Raw genomic sequence first — 14,667 nt, forward strand, 5'->3', positions numbered from 1 at the left:
CCCCGGCCCCTCGCCACCTACTTCACGAGGGTGAACTGCCCGACATTGCTGATGCCCTTGCGGAAGAAGTTCTCACAGCCGGTCAGGTAGTGCATGTACTTGCCGTAGACCTCTTCGGACTGCAGCTCGACCGCCTGCTCGCGGTTGGCCTCCAGGTTGGCCGCCCAGATATTGAGCGTGCGCTCGTAGTGCTCCTGCAGCAATTGGACCTGCTGCACGGAGAACCCCGCTTCGCCGGCGAACCTGAAGATGTCTTCCTGCGCCGGCAATTGTCCGCCCGGGAAAATTTCAGTGCCAATGAAGCGCGCGAATCGAAGATCATTCATGGTGATGGAGACGCCGCGTTCGTACTGCTGTTTCTGGGTGTAGGTCAAAATGGTATGCAATAACATGCGGCCGTCGTCGGGAAGAATGTTATAGGCGCGTCCGAAGAACGCGGCGTACCGCTCCATCTTGAAAGCCTCGAAGGCGCCGATGGTGACGATCCGGTCGACCTTGTCCTCGAACTCTTCCCAGCCCTGCAGCCGCACCTCCACGGTGCGATTCGTCGGCAATCCAGCCAGCTTGTTCTTGCTGTATTCGAACTGGTTGCGGCTCAGCGTGATTCCGATGACATTGACGTCAAATTTCTCCACGGCCCGTTTCATCGCCCCGCCCCAGCCGCAGCCGATGTCCAGCAGCGTCATCCCGGGCTCGAGGTTCAGTTTTCCCAGCGCCAGGTCGAACTTAGCGATTTGGGCCTCTTCGAGGCTCATATCTTCTTGCGCGAAATATGCACAGGTATAGGCCATCGTCGGGTCTAGAAACAACGCGAAGAATTCATTCGAGACGTCATAGATCGACTGCGATTCCTCGTAAAATGGCTCCAACGCCGACATTCCCGCTCCAGTCCTGTTGCTCACTATTGAACGCCAGAATAGTAACGGACGGGCTGGGCGCTCGCCCGCCGGGCCCGACCGCGCTATCAGTAGGTGTAGAAACCCTGGCCGGTCTTCTTGCCCAGCCGGCCCGCCTCCACCATGCGCAGCAACAGAGGCGGCGGGCCGTACTGCGGTTCCTTGAATTCCTCGAACATCTTGTCCGCGATCAGCTTGAGGGTGTCCAGGCCCACCAGGTCGGACAGCCGCAGCGGGCCCATCGGGTGGGACAGCCCGGCGACGACGGCCTTGTCGACGTCCTCGATGGTGGCGAAACCGGCCTCCACCATGCGAATCGCCGACAGCAGGTAGGGAACCAGCAACGCGTTGACCACAAAGCCGGACCGGTCCGAGCAGCGCACCACCTGCTTGCCCAGGACGGCGCTCGCGAACTCCTCGGTGCGCGCGGCGGCGGCCTCGTCGGTGACCAACGTGCTGACCAACTCGACCAGCGGCAGCACCGGCACGGGGTTGAAGAAGTGCAGGCCCAGCACTCGTTGCGGGTTCTTGGTGGCCGCGGCGATCTTCATGATCGGAATGCTGGAGGTGTTGGACGCCAGGACGGCGTCGGGGTCGCTGATGGCGCGGTCGAGTTCGGCGAAGATGTCCGCCTTGACGGCCTCGTCCTCGATGATCGCCTCGATGACCAGTTGGCGGTCGGCGAGGTCCTTCAGGTCGGTGGTGAAGGTGAGCTTGCTCAGCGCGCGGTCGCGCTCGCGCTCGGTGACCTTCCCCGCGCTGACGCCGCGTTCCAGGGACTTCATGATGCGGTTGCGTCCGGCCGTGATCAGGGCGTCGGTGGTCTCGAAGACCGTCACGTCGACACCGGCGCGCACCGAGACCTCGGCGATGCCGGATCCCATCTGGCCTGCCCCGACAACCCCTACCCGCTGAATCGCTGCGTCGCTCACTGTCATCTCTTTCGGCGTCGTATCGTCTTGCACCGCAATAGGCCCCGCCCAGGTTCAGCTGGGCGGGGCCTACGCTACTTCATCGCCGAACAGGCGCGGAATCGCGTCAACTGGGCCGCAGAAGACCGATTCCGCGCCTGCTCAGCACCCCTCAGTGACTCGGGGGATCGCGGGCCAAGCCCGCTCGTCCTCAGTGAAACTGACCCTCTTCGGTGGAGCCGGTCAGCGCCGTGGTCGACGAGGTGGGGTCGACCGTGGTGGCGATGCGGTCGAAGTAACCGGCACCGACCTCACGCTGGTGCTTGGTCGCGGTGTAACCGCGCTCCTCGGCGGCGAACTCGCGCTCCTGCAGCTCCACGTACGCGCTCATCTGGTTGCGGGCGTAGCCGTATGCCAGATCGAACATCGAGTAGTTCAGCGCGTGGAAGCCGGCCAGCGTGATGAACTGGAACTTGAATCCCATTGCGCCGAGCTCCTTTTGGAACTTCGCGATGGTGGAGTCGTCGAGGTGCTTCTTCCAGTTGAACGACGGCGAGCAGTTGTAGGCCAGCATCTGGTCGGGGAACTCGGACTTGACGCCCTCGGCGAACTTGGCGGCGAGCTCGAGGTCCGGGGTCCCGGTCTCCATCCAGATCAGGTCGGAGTACGGCGCGTAGGCCTTGGCCCGGGCGATGCAGGGCTCGAGGCCGTTCTTGACCCGGTAGAAGCCCTCCTTGGTCCGCTCACCGGTGATGAACGGCTGGTCGCGCTCGTCGACGTCCGAGGTGATCAGGGTGGCCGCCTCGGCGTCGGTGCGGGCGATCACCACGGTCGGCACGTCGGCGACGTCGGCCGCCAGGCGGGCCGAGGTCAGGGTGCGGATGTGCTGCTGGGTCGGGATGAGCACCTTGCCACCGAGGTGGCCGCACTTCTTCTCCGACGCGAGCTGGTCCTCCCAGTGCGACCCCGCGACGCCGGCGGCGATCATCGCCTTCTGCAACTCGTAGACGTTCAGCGCACCACCGAATCCGGCCTCGCCGTCGGCGACGATCGGCGCCAGCCAGTTCTCCACCGAGGTGTCGCCCTCCACGCGGGCGATCTCGTCGGCGCGCAGCAGCGCGTTGTTGATGCGCCGCACCACCTGGGGCACCGAGTTGGCCGGGTACAGGCTCTGGTCGGGGTAGGTGTGGCCGGACAGGTTGGCGTCACCGGCGACCTGCCAACCCGACAGGTAGATGGCCTTCAGGCCGGCGCGGACCTGCTGGACGGCCATGTTGCCGGTCAGCGCACCGAGCGCGTTGATGTACTCCAGGTCGTGCAGCTGCTCCCAGAGCACCTCGGCACCGCGGCGGGCCAGCGTGTGCTCCTCGACGACGCTGCCCTGCAGGGCGACGACGTCCTTAGCGGTGTAGGTACGGCTGACGTCCTTCCAGCGCGGGTTGGTGTCCCAGTCCTTCTGGATCTCTTCGGCGCTCTTGGGGGTGCCAACGGCAGACATTGCGCATGCTCCTTAACGATCTTCACTACTGAGGTTGATGAACGCTTCACCGGCGGTAGCTAGCGGCTCAACTTCGCTGGTGTGCTAACTCGAAGATGGCACAGCCTGACCACGCATTTCCACCCCTTTCATTTGCCAATTTCGGCAACGACAAGGTGCGGATTAGCAAATCTTGCGAAGATGAACGGCAACTGAACCGTTTCAGAATCTACCCGCCGGTAACCAGAATCCGCAGGTCAGCCGGTGAATTAACGGGACGCTTGTCCGGTTAGAGGTTGAACAGCGCGGCGACGGCTTTGGTCTCTTCGCCGACCGCATATGTGAGCGTCGTAACAGGCCGATCGACGAGCCCGGGACCGAACTGGTCGGTCGATCCGGCCGGGTGGAGGTGCGAGATGATCTCCAGCTTGTCGCCCAGGGCCACCGGCGCCTCGTGCTCAATCGTGATGCGCAGCGGCCGCGCCATCAGCGCCAGGTGAGACGCCAGGTAGTCCTCGACGACGCTCCAATAGACCGAGTTGTTCATGTGGTCGAACAGGTCGATGTCGGTGACCCGCACGGGGAACTCGTGGATCTCCACCGCGTCGTCGCGGCTGCCCGGCTTGAGGTAGCCCTTCCACCGCAACCGGTCGACCGACGTCGTCTTGTGCAGGCCCGCCAGGAAGTCGTCGGAGATGCGCGACGGCATCTGGGTCTCCCGGTTGATGTTGATCCAGAACGCCTCGGACTCGATCAGCCCGCCCTTGCGTCCGTCGACGCGGACCCGCATCTCACACCACCGGTTGGAGGTGCCCGAACACCACCGCCGGCACCGCAGCATGTCCTGGAATTCGATCGGACGGAGCAGGTCGACCATGGTGCGCCGGACGATCCACAGCGGGTGCGTCTCCTCGAAACCCATCTCCCGCAGCTGGTCCTGGCCGATGTCCTGGATGTGCCGCGCGGCCGCATCCAGCCGCAGCCGGCCCGTGCGGTCGATGTCGGCCACCCGCAGCGGCCACTCGCGATCGAACACGTCGGGGTGACCGTCGGGCACCGGCATCAGTTCTTTGTCCAGGCTCACGGCTCCGCTCCCATTTCCTCCTCGTGCGCGCCCCGCGGTTAGCGCCCTGGGGCCTCCGTTGCGAATCATGCCAACGACCTGGGCCAAAAACCAATCGCGACGCGATCGCGGCCGATGCGAACTCTGCCAACTTCCGCTTAGCAGCGCCGGTACCCTGGGTGAGGTGTCCAAGACGTTCGTGGGCTCCCGGGTCCGCCAGCTGCGCAACGAGCGCGGGTTCTCGCAGGCCGCCCTGGCCCAGATGCTGGAGATCTCGCCGAGCTACCTCAACCAGATCGAGCATGACGTCCGCCCCCTGACGGTGGCGGTGCTGCTGCGGATCACCGAGGTGTTCGGCGTGGACGCGACCTTCTTCGCTCCCCAGGACGACACCCGGCTGGTCGCCGAGCTGCGCGAGGTCACCATGGACCGCGACTTGGACATCGACGTCGACCCGACCGAGGTGGCCGAGATGGTCAGCGCGCACCCCACCCTGGCCCGGGCGGTGGTCAACCTGCACCGGCGCTACCGGATCACCACGGCGCAACTGGCCGCCGCCACCGAGGAGCGGTATTCCGACGGCAGCGGCACCGGGTCGATCACCATGCCGCACGAAGAGGTGCGCGACTACTTCTACCAACGCCAGAACTACCTGCACGAGCTGGACACGGCCGCCGAAGACCTGACGATCCAGATGCGGCTGCACCACGGGGACCTGGCCCGCGAGCTCAATCGCCGGCTGACCGAAGTGCACGGCGTGCACATCAACAGGCGCATCGATCTCGGCGACACCGTGCTGCACCGGTATGACCCCGCAACGAAGACCCTGGAGATCAGCAACCACCTGTCGCTGGGGCAGCAGGTCTTCAAGATGGCCGCCGAGTTGGCCTACCTCGAATACGGCGACCTGATCGACGCGCTGGTCGAGGAGGGCAAGTTCACCAGCGAGGAGTCGCACACGCTGGCCCGGCTCGGGCTGGCGAACTACTTCGCCGCGGCCGCGGTGCTGCCCTATCGCCAGTTCCACGACGTGTCGGAGAATTTCCGCTACGACGTGGAGCGGTTGTCCTCGTTCTATTCGGTGAGCTATGAGACCATCGCGCACCGGCTTTCGACGATGCAACGGCCGTCGATGCGCGGGGTGCCGTTCTCGTTCGTCCGGGTGGACCGGGCGGGAAACATGTCAAAACGCCAGTCCGCCACCGGTTTTCACTTCTCCTCCAGCGGCGGCACCTGCCCGCTGTGGAACGTCTACGAGACGTTCGCCAACCCGGGCAAGATCCTGGTCCAGATCGCCCAGATGCCCGACGGCCGCAACTACATGTGGGTGGCCCGCACGGTGGAGCGCCGCGCAGCCCGGTATGGTCAGCCGGGTAAAACCTTCGCGATCGGGCTGGGTTGCGAGCTTCGCCACGCGCACCGGCTGGTCTACTCGGAAGGACTCGACGTCTCGGGGGATTCAGGAACAGTGGCCACACCGATCGGCGCGGGCTGCCGGGTCTGCGAACGTGACAACTGCCCGCAGCGGGCGTTCCCGGCCCTGGGCCGCGCGCTGGATCTCGACGAACACCGCAGCACCGTCTCCCCGTACCTGGTGAAGCAACCGTGACCGGGCCGCAGCAGGGCCGCATCCCGTCGGGACGGTTCCGCGAACTGGGCCCGGTCAACTGGGTGCTGGCGAAGCTGGCCGCGCGCACGGTGCGGGCTCCCGAGATGCACCTGTTCACCACGCTGGGCCAGCACCGGTTGCTGTTTCTGGCGTGGAGTGTCTACAGCGGCCGCGTCCTGCGCGGCCGGCTGCCGGCGGTTGACACCGAGCTGGTGATCCTGCGGGTCGCGCATGTGCGCGCCTGCGAATACGAGCTGCAGCACCATCGCCGGATGGCGGCCAAGCAGGGCCTGAACGCGGATCTGCAGGCCGCGATCTTCGCGTGGCCCGAGCGGCTGGACCGGGTCGAGGCGCGCCTGACGGTGCGGCAGCAGGCGCTGCTGGCGGCGACGGACGAGTTCATCAAGGACCGCACCATCGCCGACGCGACTTGGCGGCAGCTCGCCGAGCACCTCGACCGGCGTCAGCTGATCGAATTCTGTTTGCTGGCAAGTCAATACGACGGGCTGGCCGCGACGATGGCGGCGCTGGACATCCCGCTGGACAACCCGCGCTAACCCGCGGTCAGAGGTAGACGCTGGCGAACACGGCCAGCGTCAGCAGCAGCGGCGGCACGGACAGCGCGAAGCCGAAGCCCGACCAGGCGTATTTGCGGCGTCGGCGCAGCAGCGAGGCCCACGTCGTGGCGCAGACGGCCAGGGCAAGCGAGAGCAGCAACACCGTGGGCGCCCACCTCTCCACCGCCGCGTTGTCGTCGGCGATCGAGAAGGCGGCCAGCCACAGGACATAGCCCGCGGCCAGCCCGCCGACGGCCCCCACAACGACGTCGCTGCGCACGCGGCCTCAGAAGTTGATCATGTGGCCGACCAGGCCGTGGAAGCACTCCTGCAGCGCCTCGGACAGGGTCGGGTGGGTGTGCACGTTGCGCGCCAGCTCGGTGGCGGTCAGGTCCCACTTCTGCGCCAGCGTCAGCTCGGGCAGCAGCTCGGACACGTCGGGGCCGATCAGGTGTCCACCCAGCAGCTCGAGGTGCTTGGCGTCGGCGACCAGCTTGACGAAGCCGGTGGGGTCGCCCAGGCCGTGGGCCTTGCCGTTGGCGGTGAACGGGAACTTGGCCACCACCACGTCGTAGCCTTCGTCGCGGGCCTGCTGTTCGGTCAGTCCGAAGCTGGCCACCTGGGGCTGGCAGAACGTCGCCCGCGGCAGCATCCGGTAGTCACCGAGCGCCAAAGTCTCTGCGCCGGCGATGGTTTCGGCCGCCACCACGCCCATGGCCTCGGCCACGTGGGCCAGCATCAGCTTTCCGGTGACGTCGCCGATGGCGTAGATGTGGCCGACGCTGGTGATCATGTAGTCGTTGATGCCGATGGCCTTGCGGTCGGTCAGCGCGACCCCGGTCTTCTCCAGGCCGTAGCCCTCGACGTTGGGCGCGAAACCGATGGCCTGCAACACTTTCGCGGCCTTGATCTCCTGCGTGTTGCCGTCCTTGCTGACGACGACGGTGACCTCGGTGCCGCTGTCGTTGATGGACTCGACCTTGGTGCCGGTGAGGATCTTGATGCCCAGCTTCTTGAACTGCTTCTCGATCTCCTTGGAGACGTCGGCGTCCTCGTTGGGCAGCGCGCGCGGCAGAAACTCCACGATGGTCACGTCAACGCCGTAGTTCTTCATGACGTAGCCGAACTCCATGCCGATCGCGCCGGCGCCGGCGATGACGATCGACTCGGGCAGCTCGCGGGACAGGATCTGCTCTTCGTAGGTGACCACGTTGGCCGACAGCGACGTTCCGGGGACCAACCGGGTGCTGCTGCCGGTGGCGATGATGGCGTTGTCGAACGTCACCGTCTCGGTCCCACCGTCGTTGAGGTCGACGGACACCGTGTTGGCGTCGGTGAACCGGCCGTAGCCGTGGATCTCGGTGATCTTGTTCTTCTTCATCAGGAAGTGCACGCCCGCCACCCGGCCCTCGGCCACCTTGCGGCTGCGGTCGAAGGCGGCGCCGTAGTCGAACGTGGCGTCGCCGCTCATCCCGAAGGTCTTGGCCTCTTTGGTGAAGATGTGTACCAACTCGGCGTTGCGCAGCAACGCCTTCGAGGGGATGCAGCCGACGTTGAGGCAGACTCCGCCCCAGTACTTCGGCTCGATGATTCCAGTGTTCAGGCCGAGCTGTGCGGCGCGGATGGCTGCGACATATCCGCCGGGACCGGCCCCGAGGACGACGACGTCAAAATGGGTCACGGCCCCTACCCTAGTGGCCGCCCGGGCCGGGCGTTAATACGGAACGAGGCCGACGAGACAGTGGCCCACCCGGGCGCAGTGGTAGTACCCGTCCAGCGGCGCCGCGGCGGCCAGGGAGGCGAACGGCCCCGACATCACCGCCAGCGACAGCGCGGCGACCAGCGGCCTGCCCTCGACCATCGCCAGCAACACGCCGGCGACCGCGCACGCCACCACGTAGACCAGGATGACGAACAGCGCCGGGGTCACGTCGGCCGAGTGGTACCACCAATAGAACAGGCCGAACCCGACGACGGCGGCCACGGACCACACGCCGAGGACCACCAGCAGCAGCTTCCACCACTTGAGGTAGAGGTAGCGCCCGGGAACGGTGACCGGTTGCACCGGCGTGACAGCGGAGTCGGCGCCGGAATCCCCCTCCTCGGCGGCCGGCGCGGGCGTCTCGGGTGCGCCGTTTGCCGCGGAGGGCTCCTCACCGCCGTCTTCGTCGGAGTCCGAGAAGTCCGGCACCCACGACTGCGTCCCGGTGTCCTCGTCGGAATCGGAGAAGTCCGGCACCCACGATTGGGTGCCGGGGCTCGACGGGGTTTCGTCGTCAGCCACGAGCGGTCACCTGCAGGGCGACGAGCACACCGAACCAGCCGGGCGCCAGGGCCAGGACGAACGCGCCCAGCATCGTCACCCAGCGGCGTCCGGAGAACAGGATCGTCACCAGCGCTGCCGCGCTGGGAATCCCGACCACCGATGCCAGGGCGAAGGCCGGGCGGACGCTCGGATGGGCGGCCACGGCGAATCCCACCCCGGCCAGCAACCCGACCGCGGCGCCGATCAGCATGGCCGCGGCCAGTGACCGCGGACGCGGGAGGGGGATCACGATTTCGACATTACTGGGGTCGCCGGGCCGGAGGGCATGTTCGGAATGCCGCGTCCGCCACCACCTCGCCGCGCACGCTGGGGCGTACGCCCCGTTCGTAATCGGTGCCGGTGATCACCGGCGCCCGCCGCAGCTCGGCCTGTTCGTCGTCGGTGAAGACGCGGCCACGGGACAGGAACCGCACCCCCTCGGGCGCCTCCAGGCTGAACCCGCCGCCCCGGCCGGGGACCGCGTCGATGACCAGCTGCGTGTGCTTCCAGGTCTCGTACTGCGGACCCGAGATCCACACCGGCACCCCGTCTCCGACGTCGAGCACGCCCAGCAGCACGTCGCGGTCACCGACCAGGAAGTCCCCGCGCGGGAAGCACATCGGCGACGAGCCGTCGCAGCAGCCGCCGGACTGGTGGAACATCACGGGACCGTGGCGGTCCTGCAGGCGCGCCAGCAGTTCGGCGGCGCCGGCGGTGATCACGACTCCTGGCGGGGGCCCGGGCTCCATCTAGAAGAATCCCTGCGCCTTCTCGGAGTAGGACACCATCAGGTTCTTGGTCTGCTGGTAGTGGTCGAGCATCATCTTGTGGTTCTCCCGGCCGATGCCCGACTGCTTGTAGCCGCCGAACGCGGCGTGGGCGGGATAGGCGTGATAGCAGTTCACCCACACCCGGCCGGCCTGGATGTCGCGCCCGGCCCGGTAGGCGGTGTTGCCGTCGCGGCTCCACACCCCCGCACCCAGCCCGTAGAGTGTGTCGTTGGCGATCGAGATCGCGTCGTCGTAGTCGGAGAACGACGTCACCGCGACCACCGGACCGAAGATCTCCTCCTGGAAGATCCGCATCTTGTTGTTGCCGGCGAAGATGGTCGGCTGCATGTAGTAGCCCCCGGACAGATCGCCGCCCAGCTCGGCGCGCTCCCCGCCGGTGATGACCTTGGCGCCCTCGTCCTTGCCGATCTCGATGTAGGACAACACCTTTTCCAGCTGGTCGTTGGATGCCTGCGAGCCCAGCATGGTCTCGGTGTCCAGCGGATCACCTTGGCGCACCGCTTTGGTCCGGATCGCGGCCAGCTCGAGGAACTCGTCGTAGATGTCGGACTGGATCAGGCTGCGCGACGGGCAGGTGCACACCTCGCCCTGGTTGAGGGCGAACATGGTGAAACCCTCGAGCGCCTTGTCCTGGAAGTCGTCCGCCTTGGCCATCACGTCGGAGAAGAACACGTTGGGGCTCTTGCCGCCGAGCTCCAGCGTGACCGGGATCAGGTTCTGGGAGGCGTACTGCATGATCAGCCGCCCGGTGGTGGTCTCACCGGTGAACGCGATCTTGGCGATCCGGTTGCTCGAGGCCAGCGGCTTGCCCGCCTCGGCGCCGAACCCGTTGACGACGTTGACGACACCGGGGGGCAACAGGTCGCCGATCAGCGACATCAGGTAGAGCACCGAGACCGGCGTCTGCTCGGCGGGTTTGAGCACCACCGCGTTGCCCGCCGCCAGCGCGGGCGCCAGCTTCCAGGTGGCCATCAGGATCGGGAAGTTCCACGGGATGATCTGCCCGACCACGCCGAGCGGCTCGTGGAAGTGGTAGGCGACGGTGTTCTCGTCGATCTGGGACAGCGAACCCTCCTGCGCGCGGATGGCCCCGGCGAAGTAGCGGAAGTGGTCGACCGCCAGCGTGATGTCGGCGCCGAGCGCCTCGCGGATCGGTTTGCCGTTGTCCCACACCTCGGCCACCGCCACCGCGGCCTTGTGCTCCTCGATCCGGTCGGCGATCTTGTTCAGGATTGCCGCCCGCTCGGCCGGCGGGGTCTTGCCCCAGGCCGGCGCCGCCCCGTGGGCGGCGTCGAGCGCCTTGTCGACGTCGGCCTCGTCGGAGCGGGCCACCTCGCAGAACGGCTGGCCGGTGACCGGCGTCGGGTTCTCGAAGTAGCGGCCCTGCGCGGGCGGGACCCACTCGCCCCCGATGAAGTTGTCATAGCGGGATTCGTACGACATCAACGCCCCAGCAGAACCTGGACGTGCGAAAACAGTCATCTGCTCTCACCCCTCGTTCGCCTGTGTAATACACCTCACACTACCGCCGGAGGCCACAATGGCTTCCATGACGTCACAAGCCGCCGCTCCCCCCGACGACGCCCAAGACCCCTACCTGTGGCTCGAGGACGTCACCGGCGACGAGGCGCTGGACTGGGTGCGCGCGCGTAACGAACCGACGCTGGCGACGTTTTGCGACGCGGACTTCGAGCGGATGCGCGCCCAGGCGCTCGAGGTGCTCGACACCGACGCCCGCATCCCCTACGTGGTCCGCCGCGGCGCGTATCTGTACAACTTCTGGCGCGACGCCGCCAACCCGCGCGGGTTGTGGCGGCGTACCACGCTGGACAGCTATCGCAGCGATTCTCCCGAGTGGGACGTGCTGATCGACGTCGATGAACTGGGGCGGGCTGACAACCAGAACTGGGTGTGGGCCGGCGCGGGGGTGATCGAACCGGAGTACACGCGCGCGCTGGTCGCGCTGTCCAGGGGCGGCTCGGACGCCTCGATCGTGCGCGAATTCGACATGGGGACCCGTGAATTCGTCGCCGGTGGATTCCAGTTGCCGGAGGCCAAGTCGCAGCTCGCCTGGGTGGACGCCGACACCGTCCTGGTGGGCACGGATTTCGGCGACGACTCGCTCACCGACTCGGGTTACCCGCGGGTGATCAAGCGGTGGCGCCGGGGCACCCCGCTCACCGACGCGGAGACCGTGTTCGAGGGCGCCCGCACCGACGTGCGGGTGTCCGCCTCGGTGGATCGCACTCCCGGCTTCGGGCGCACCCTGCTGGGGCGGGCCCTCGACTTCTGGAACGAGGAGGTCTACGAATTGCGGGGGCCGGAGCTGATCCGCATTGACGCGCCCACCGACGCCAGCTTGTCGATACACCGGCAGTGGCTCTTGATCGAGCTGCGCACGGATTGGTTCTACGGCGCACAGAACTATCCCGCGGGCGCCCTGCTGGCGGCCGACTACGACGAATTCCTTTCGGGCACCGCAGAATTGAGCGTGGTGTTCGAGCCCGACGAGCACACCGCGCTGAATCACTACGCGTGGACGCGGGACCGCCTGCTGTTGGTCACCCTCGCCGACGTGGCCAGCCGGGTGGAGATCGTCACGCCGCCCTCGCGTGACGTCCCCCAGAGCCCGGCTTCGCCGCGCTTGCGATCGTCACGGAGTGACTGGCGGCGCGAGCCGGTCGCCGGGATACCGCCGGCGACCCACACCGTCGTCGTCGGCGCCGACGACACCGGCGACGAGTTCTTCCTCGACTCCAGCGGCTTCGTCACCCCCTCGCGGCTGCTGCGCGGCGCCGGCGAGGGGCCGCTGGAACAGATCAAGTCCGCGCCGGCCTTCTTCGACGCCGAAAACATCACGGTGGCACAGCATTTCGTGGCATCCGACGACGGCACCCAGATCCCGTACTTCGTGGTGCGGCCCGCCGGCGCCCAAGGCCCCGGGCCGACCATGCTGTACGGGTACGGCGGGTTCGAATCCGCCAACACCCCCGCCTACAGTGGCGTGCTCGGCCGGCTGTGGCTGGCCCGCGGCGGCACCTACGTGCTGGCCAACATCCGCGGCGGCGGGGAGTACGGGCCCGGCTGGCACACCCAGGCGATGCGCGAGGGCAGGCACAAGGTGGCCGAGGACTTCGCCGCCGTGGCAACCGATCTGGTGAACCGTGGCATCACTACCGTCGACCGACTGGGCGCGCAGGGCGGCAGCAACGGCGGCCTGCTGATAGGCATCATGCTGACCCAGTACCCGGAGCGGTTCGGCGCGCTGGTCTGCAGCGTGCCGCTGCTGGACATGAAGCGCTACCACCTGCTGCTCGCGGGCGCCTCGTGGATGGCCGAATACGGCGACCCGGACAATCCGGAGGACTGGGCGTTCATCTCCGAATACTCGCCCTACCAGAACATTACGGCCACGCGCCACTACCCGCCGGTGCTGATGACCACGTCCACCCGTGACGACCGGGTGCATCCGGGCCACGCCCGCAAGATGACGGCGGCGCTACAGGCCGCGGGACATCCGGTCTATTACTACGAGAACATCGAGGGCGGGCACGCCGGCGCGGCCGACAACCAGCAGGTCGCCTTCAAGGCCGCGCTTACCTATTCGTTCCTGTGGCGGATGCTGGCACCCCCGACGTAAAAACCGGGGTCCTGCCTCCGCTGTCCAGGATCCCGTCGGCGAGTGGACGCGCGCCAGGGCCGGCAGCCCGCTGTTGAGAGGACCAACGTCCTCACTCGGCCTTGTCGACGTCGCTCGCCGTCCCGACCCATAAGATCGTCGACGTGTCAGCGACCCAACGCATCGAGCTCACCCTGCTGGCGACCGGATTGATCTTCATCCTGGTTTCGGCGGCGCAGGCACGCTACCGCTTCATCCGTCACCGCCGCGCGGGCCGGCGGTTCTACTGGGCGACCGCGATCATCGGCACCGTCTGTTTCGCGATCGGCACCGGCAGGATCTGGCCGAACGCCGTCTGCGTGGCGCTGATCTTCTCCGGCCTGCTCGTCCTGTCGGCCTACCTGACGACGCCGTATCTCAAGATCGGCGGCCGGATCTATGCGTCGTCACCGGAGAACCGTCAGCCCGACCCGTAAGGACGCCATGACCGCACCCGACTTCGAGACGCTGCTCTATACGACGGCCGGCCCGGTCGCCACCATCACGCTGAACCGTCCCGAGCAGCTCAACACCATCGTGCCGCCGATGCCGGACGAGATCGAAGCGGCCGTCGGCCGGGCGGAGCGTGACCCGGCCGTCAAGGTCATCGTGCTGCGAGGCGCCGGCCGGGCCTTCTCCGGCGGCTACGACTTCGGCGGCGGCTTTGCGCACTGGGGCGACTCGATGATGACCGAGGGCCGGTGGGATCCCGGAAAGGACTTCGCGATGGTCACCGCCCGCGAGACCGGGCCGACGCAGAAGTTCATGGCCATCTGGCGGGCGTCCAAGCCCGTCATCGCCCAGGTGCACGGCTGGTGCGTCGGCGGGGCCAGCGACTACGCGCTGTGCGCGGACCTGGTGATCGCCAGCGACGACGCGGTGATCGGCACCCCGTACAGCAGGATGTGGGGCGCATACCTGAGCGGGATGTGGCTCTACCGGCTCAGCTTCGCCAAAGCCAAGTGGCATTCGCTGACCGGGCGCCCGCTGACGGGCGCCCAGGCCGCCGAGATCGAACTGATCAACGAGGCGGTGCCGTTCGAGCGGCTCGAGGCCCGGGTCGCCGAGATCGCCGCCGACCTGGCCCGGATCCCGCTGTCACAACTGCAGGCGCAGAAGCTGATCGTCAACCAGGCCTACGAGAACATGGGATTGGCGTCCACCCAGACGCTGGGCGGCATCCTCGACGGCCTGATGCGCAACACCCCCGACGCCCTCGACTTCATCAAGACCGCCGAAACCCAGGGCGTGCGGGCGGCGGTGGAACGCCGCGACGGCCCGTTCGGCGACTACAGCCAGGCCCCGCCGGAGCTGCGGCCCGACCCGACGCACGTCATCGTGCCTGATCGCGACCAATACTGAGCTGAGCTAGGGACTGTCCGCGGTCGCCCAAAAAGTGC

General features: G+C 67.1%; 15 protein-coding genes. 5 read left to right on the top strand and 10 right to left on the bottom strand.

Translation table 11 applies throughout. From position 1 onward, the window contains the following. Positions 1-17: 17 nt before the first annotated feature. From C1737_RS15915 to C1737_RS15930, 4 genes are all read right to left on the bottom strand, one after another. Complete coding sequence (locus C1737_RS15915) at positions 18-878, bottom strand: cyclopropane mycolic acid synthase family methyltransferase (RefSeq protein WP_102418858.1); 861 nt, start codon at positions 876-878, stop codon at positions 18-20. Positions 879-964: 86 nt separating this feature from the next. After that, positions 965-1,828 (bottom strand): 3-hydroxybutyryl-CoA dehydrogenase, encoded by an 864-nt coding sequence (locus C1737_RS15920; RefSeq protein ID WP_102418859.1) that lies wholly within the window; start codon positions 1,826-1,828, stop codon positions 965-967. A gap of 190 nt (positions 1,829-2,018) precedes the next feature. Next, complete coding sequence (gene aceA / locus C1737_RS15925) at positions 2,019-3,305, bottom strand: isocitrate lyase (RefSeq protein WP_068094569.1); 1,287 nt, start codon at positions 3,303-3,305, stop codon at positions 2,019-2,021. A gap of 268 nt (positions 3,306-3,573) precedes the next feature. Continuing rightward, complete coding sequence (locus C1737_RS15930) at positions 3,574-4,368, bottom strand: acyl-[acyl-carrier-protein] thioesterase (RefSeq protein WP_067919630.1); 795 nt, start codon at positions 4,366-4,368, stop codon at positions 3,574-3,576. A gap of 163 nt (positions 4,369-4,531) precedes the next feature. Between C1737_RS15930 and ramB the strand changes: the two genes are divergently transcribed. Both ramB and C1737_RS15940 read left to right on the top strand, forming a co-directional pair. Next, positions 4,532-5,956, top strand: a complete 1,425-nt coding sequence (gene ramB / locus C1737_RS15935; protein WP_067919629.1) for an acetate metabolism transcriptional regulator RamB — start codon at positions 4,532-4,534, stop codon at positions 5,954-5,956. Further along, on the top strand, positions 5,953-6,513 hold the full coding sequence (locus C1737_RS15940; protein WP_068096549.1) for a carboxymuconolactone decarboxylase family protein: 561 nt from the start codon (positions 5,953-5,955) through the stop codon (positions 6,511-6,513). Before ramB ends, C1737_RS15940 begins: the two co-directional genes overlap by 4 nt. 7 nt (positions 6,514-6,520) lie before the next feature. Here C1737_RS15940 and C1737_RS15945 read toward each other — a convergent pair whose 3' ends face one another. The 6 genes from C1737_RS15945 to C1737_RS15970 are packed head-to-tail and all read right to left on the bottom strand — an operon-like array spanning position 6,521 to position 11,091. Continuing rightward, positions 6,521-6,793, bottom strand: a complete 273-nt coding sequence (locus C1737_RS15945; RefSeq protein ID WP_068096547.1) for a hypothetical protein — start codon at positions 6,791-6,793, stop codon at positions 6,521-6,523. Between the two features lie 6 nt (positions 6,794-6,799). Then, positions 6,800-8,194: a dihydrolipoyl dehydrogenase gene (lpdA, locus tag C1737_RS15950; RefSeq protein WP_067919623.1), complete on the bottom strand. Its 1,395-nt coding sequence runs from the start codon at positions 8,192-8,194 to the stop codon at positions 6,800-6,802. Positions 8,195-8,227: 33 nt separating this feature from the next. Next, positions 8,228-8,797 carry a hypothetical protein gene (locus C1737_RS15955; RefSeq protein WP_068096545.1) on the bottom strand — a complete coding sequence of 190 codons (570 nt, stop codon included), beginning with the start codon at positions 8,795-8,797 and terminating at the stop codon, positions 8,228-8,230. After that, entirely contained in the window at positions 8,790-9,068 is a 279-nt protein-coding gene (locus C1737_RS15960) for a putative holin (protein ID WP_102418860.1), read from the bottom strand. The genes C1737_RS15955 and C1737_RS15960 overlap by 8 nt, the downstream gene beginning before the upstream one ends. A gap of 10 nt (positions 9,069-9,078) precedes the next feature. After that, positions 9,079-9,567, bottom strand: coding sequence for a DUF779 domain-containing protein (locus C1737_RS15965; protein ID WP_068096543.1), 489 nt, complete (start codon positions 9,565-9,567; stop codon positions 9,079-9,081). Then, positions 9,568-11,091 (bottom strand): aldehyde dehydrogenase family protein, encoded by a 1,524-nt coding sequence (locus C1737_RS15970; RefSeq protein WP_067919613.1) that lies wholly within the window; start codon positions 11,089-11,091, stop codon positions 9,568-9,570. Positions 11,092-11,158: 67 nt separating this feature from the next. Here C1737_RS15970 and C1737_RS15975 point away from each other — a divergent pair, with 67 nt between their 5' ends. The 3 genes from C1737_RS15975 to C1737_RS15985 all read left to right on the top strand — a co-directional run bounded on the left by C1737_RS15975 (position 11,159) and on the right by C1737_RS15985 (position 14,629). After that, a complete protein-coding gene (locus C1737_RS15975) occupies positions 11,159-13,249 on the top strand; it encodes a prolyl oligopeptidase family protein (RefSeq protein WP_199182860.1) in 2,091 nt (696 codons plus the stop codon). Between the two features lie 143 nt (positions 13,250-13,392). Then, a complete protein-coding gene (locus C1737_RS15980; RefSeq protein ID WP_068096553.1) occupies positions 13,393-13,704 on the top strand; it encodes a hypothetical protein in 312 nt (103 codons plus the stop codon). Positions 13,705-13,711: 7 nt separating this feature from the next. Next, positions 13,712-14,629 carry a crotonase/enoyl-CoA hydratase family protein gene (locus C1737_RS15985; protein ID WP_067919608.1) on the top strand — a complete coding sequence of 306 codons (918 nt, stop codon included), beginning with the start codon at positions 13,712-13,714 and terminating at the stop codon, positions 14,627-14,629. The last annotated feature ends 38 nt before the right edge of the window (positions 14,630-14,667 follow it).

This window comes from Mycobacterium sp. 4858 (genome assembly GCF_900240975.1).
GTDB lineage: Bacteria > Actinomycetota > Actinomycetes > Mycobacteriales > Mycobacteriaceae > Mycobacterium.

Coding starts and splice junctions, on each gene's coding strand:
- C1737_RS15915 (WP_102418858.1), bottom strand. CDS start 878: ATGTCGGCGTTGGAGCCATTTTACGAGGAATCGCAGTCGATCTATGAC.
- aceA (WP_068094569.1), bottom strand. CDS start 3,305: ATGTCTGCCGTTGGCACCCCCAAGAGCGCCGAAGAGATCCAGAAGGAC.
- C1737_RS15965 (WP_068096543.1), bottom strand. CDS start 9,567: ATGGAGCCCGGGCCCCCGCCAGGAGTCGTGATCACCGCCGGCGCCGCC.
- C1737_RS15970 (WP_067919613.1), bottom strand. CDS start 11,091: ATGACTGTTTTCGCACGTCCAGGTTCTGCTGGGGCGTTGATGTCGTAC.
- C1737_RS15975 (WP_199182860.1), top strand. CDS start 11,159: ATGACGTCACAAGCCGCCGCTCCCCCCGACGACGCCCAAGACCCCTAC.
- C1737_RS15985 (WP_067919608.1), top strand. CDS start 13,712: ATGACCGCACCCGACTTCGAGACGCTGCTCTATACGACGGCCGGCCCG.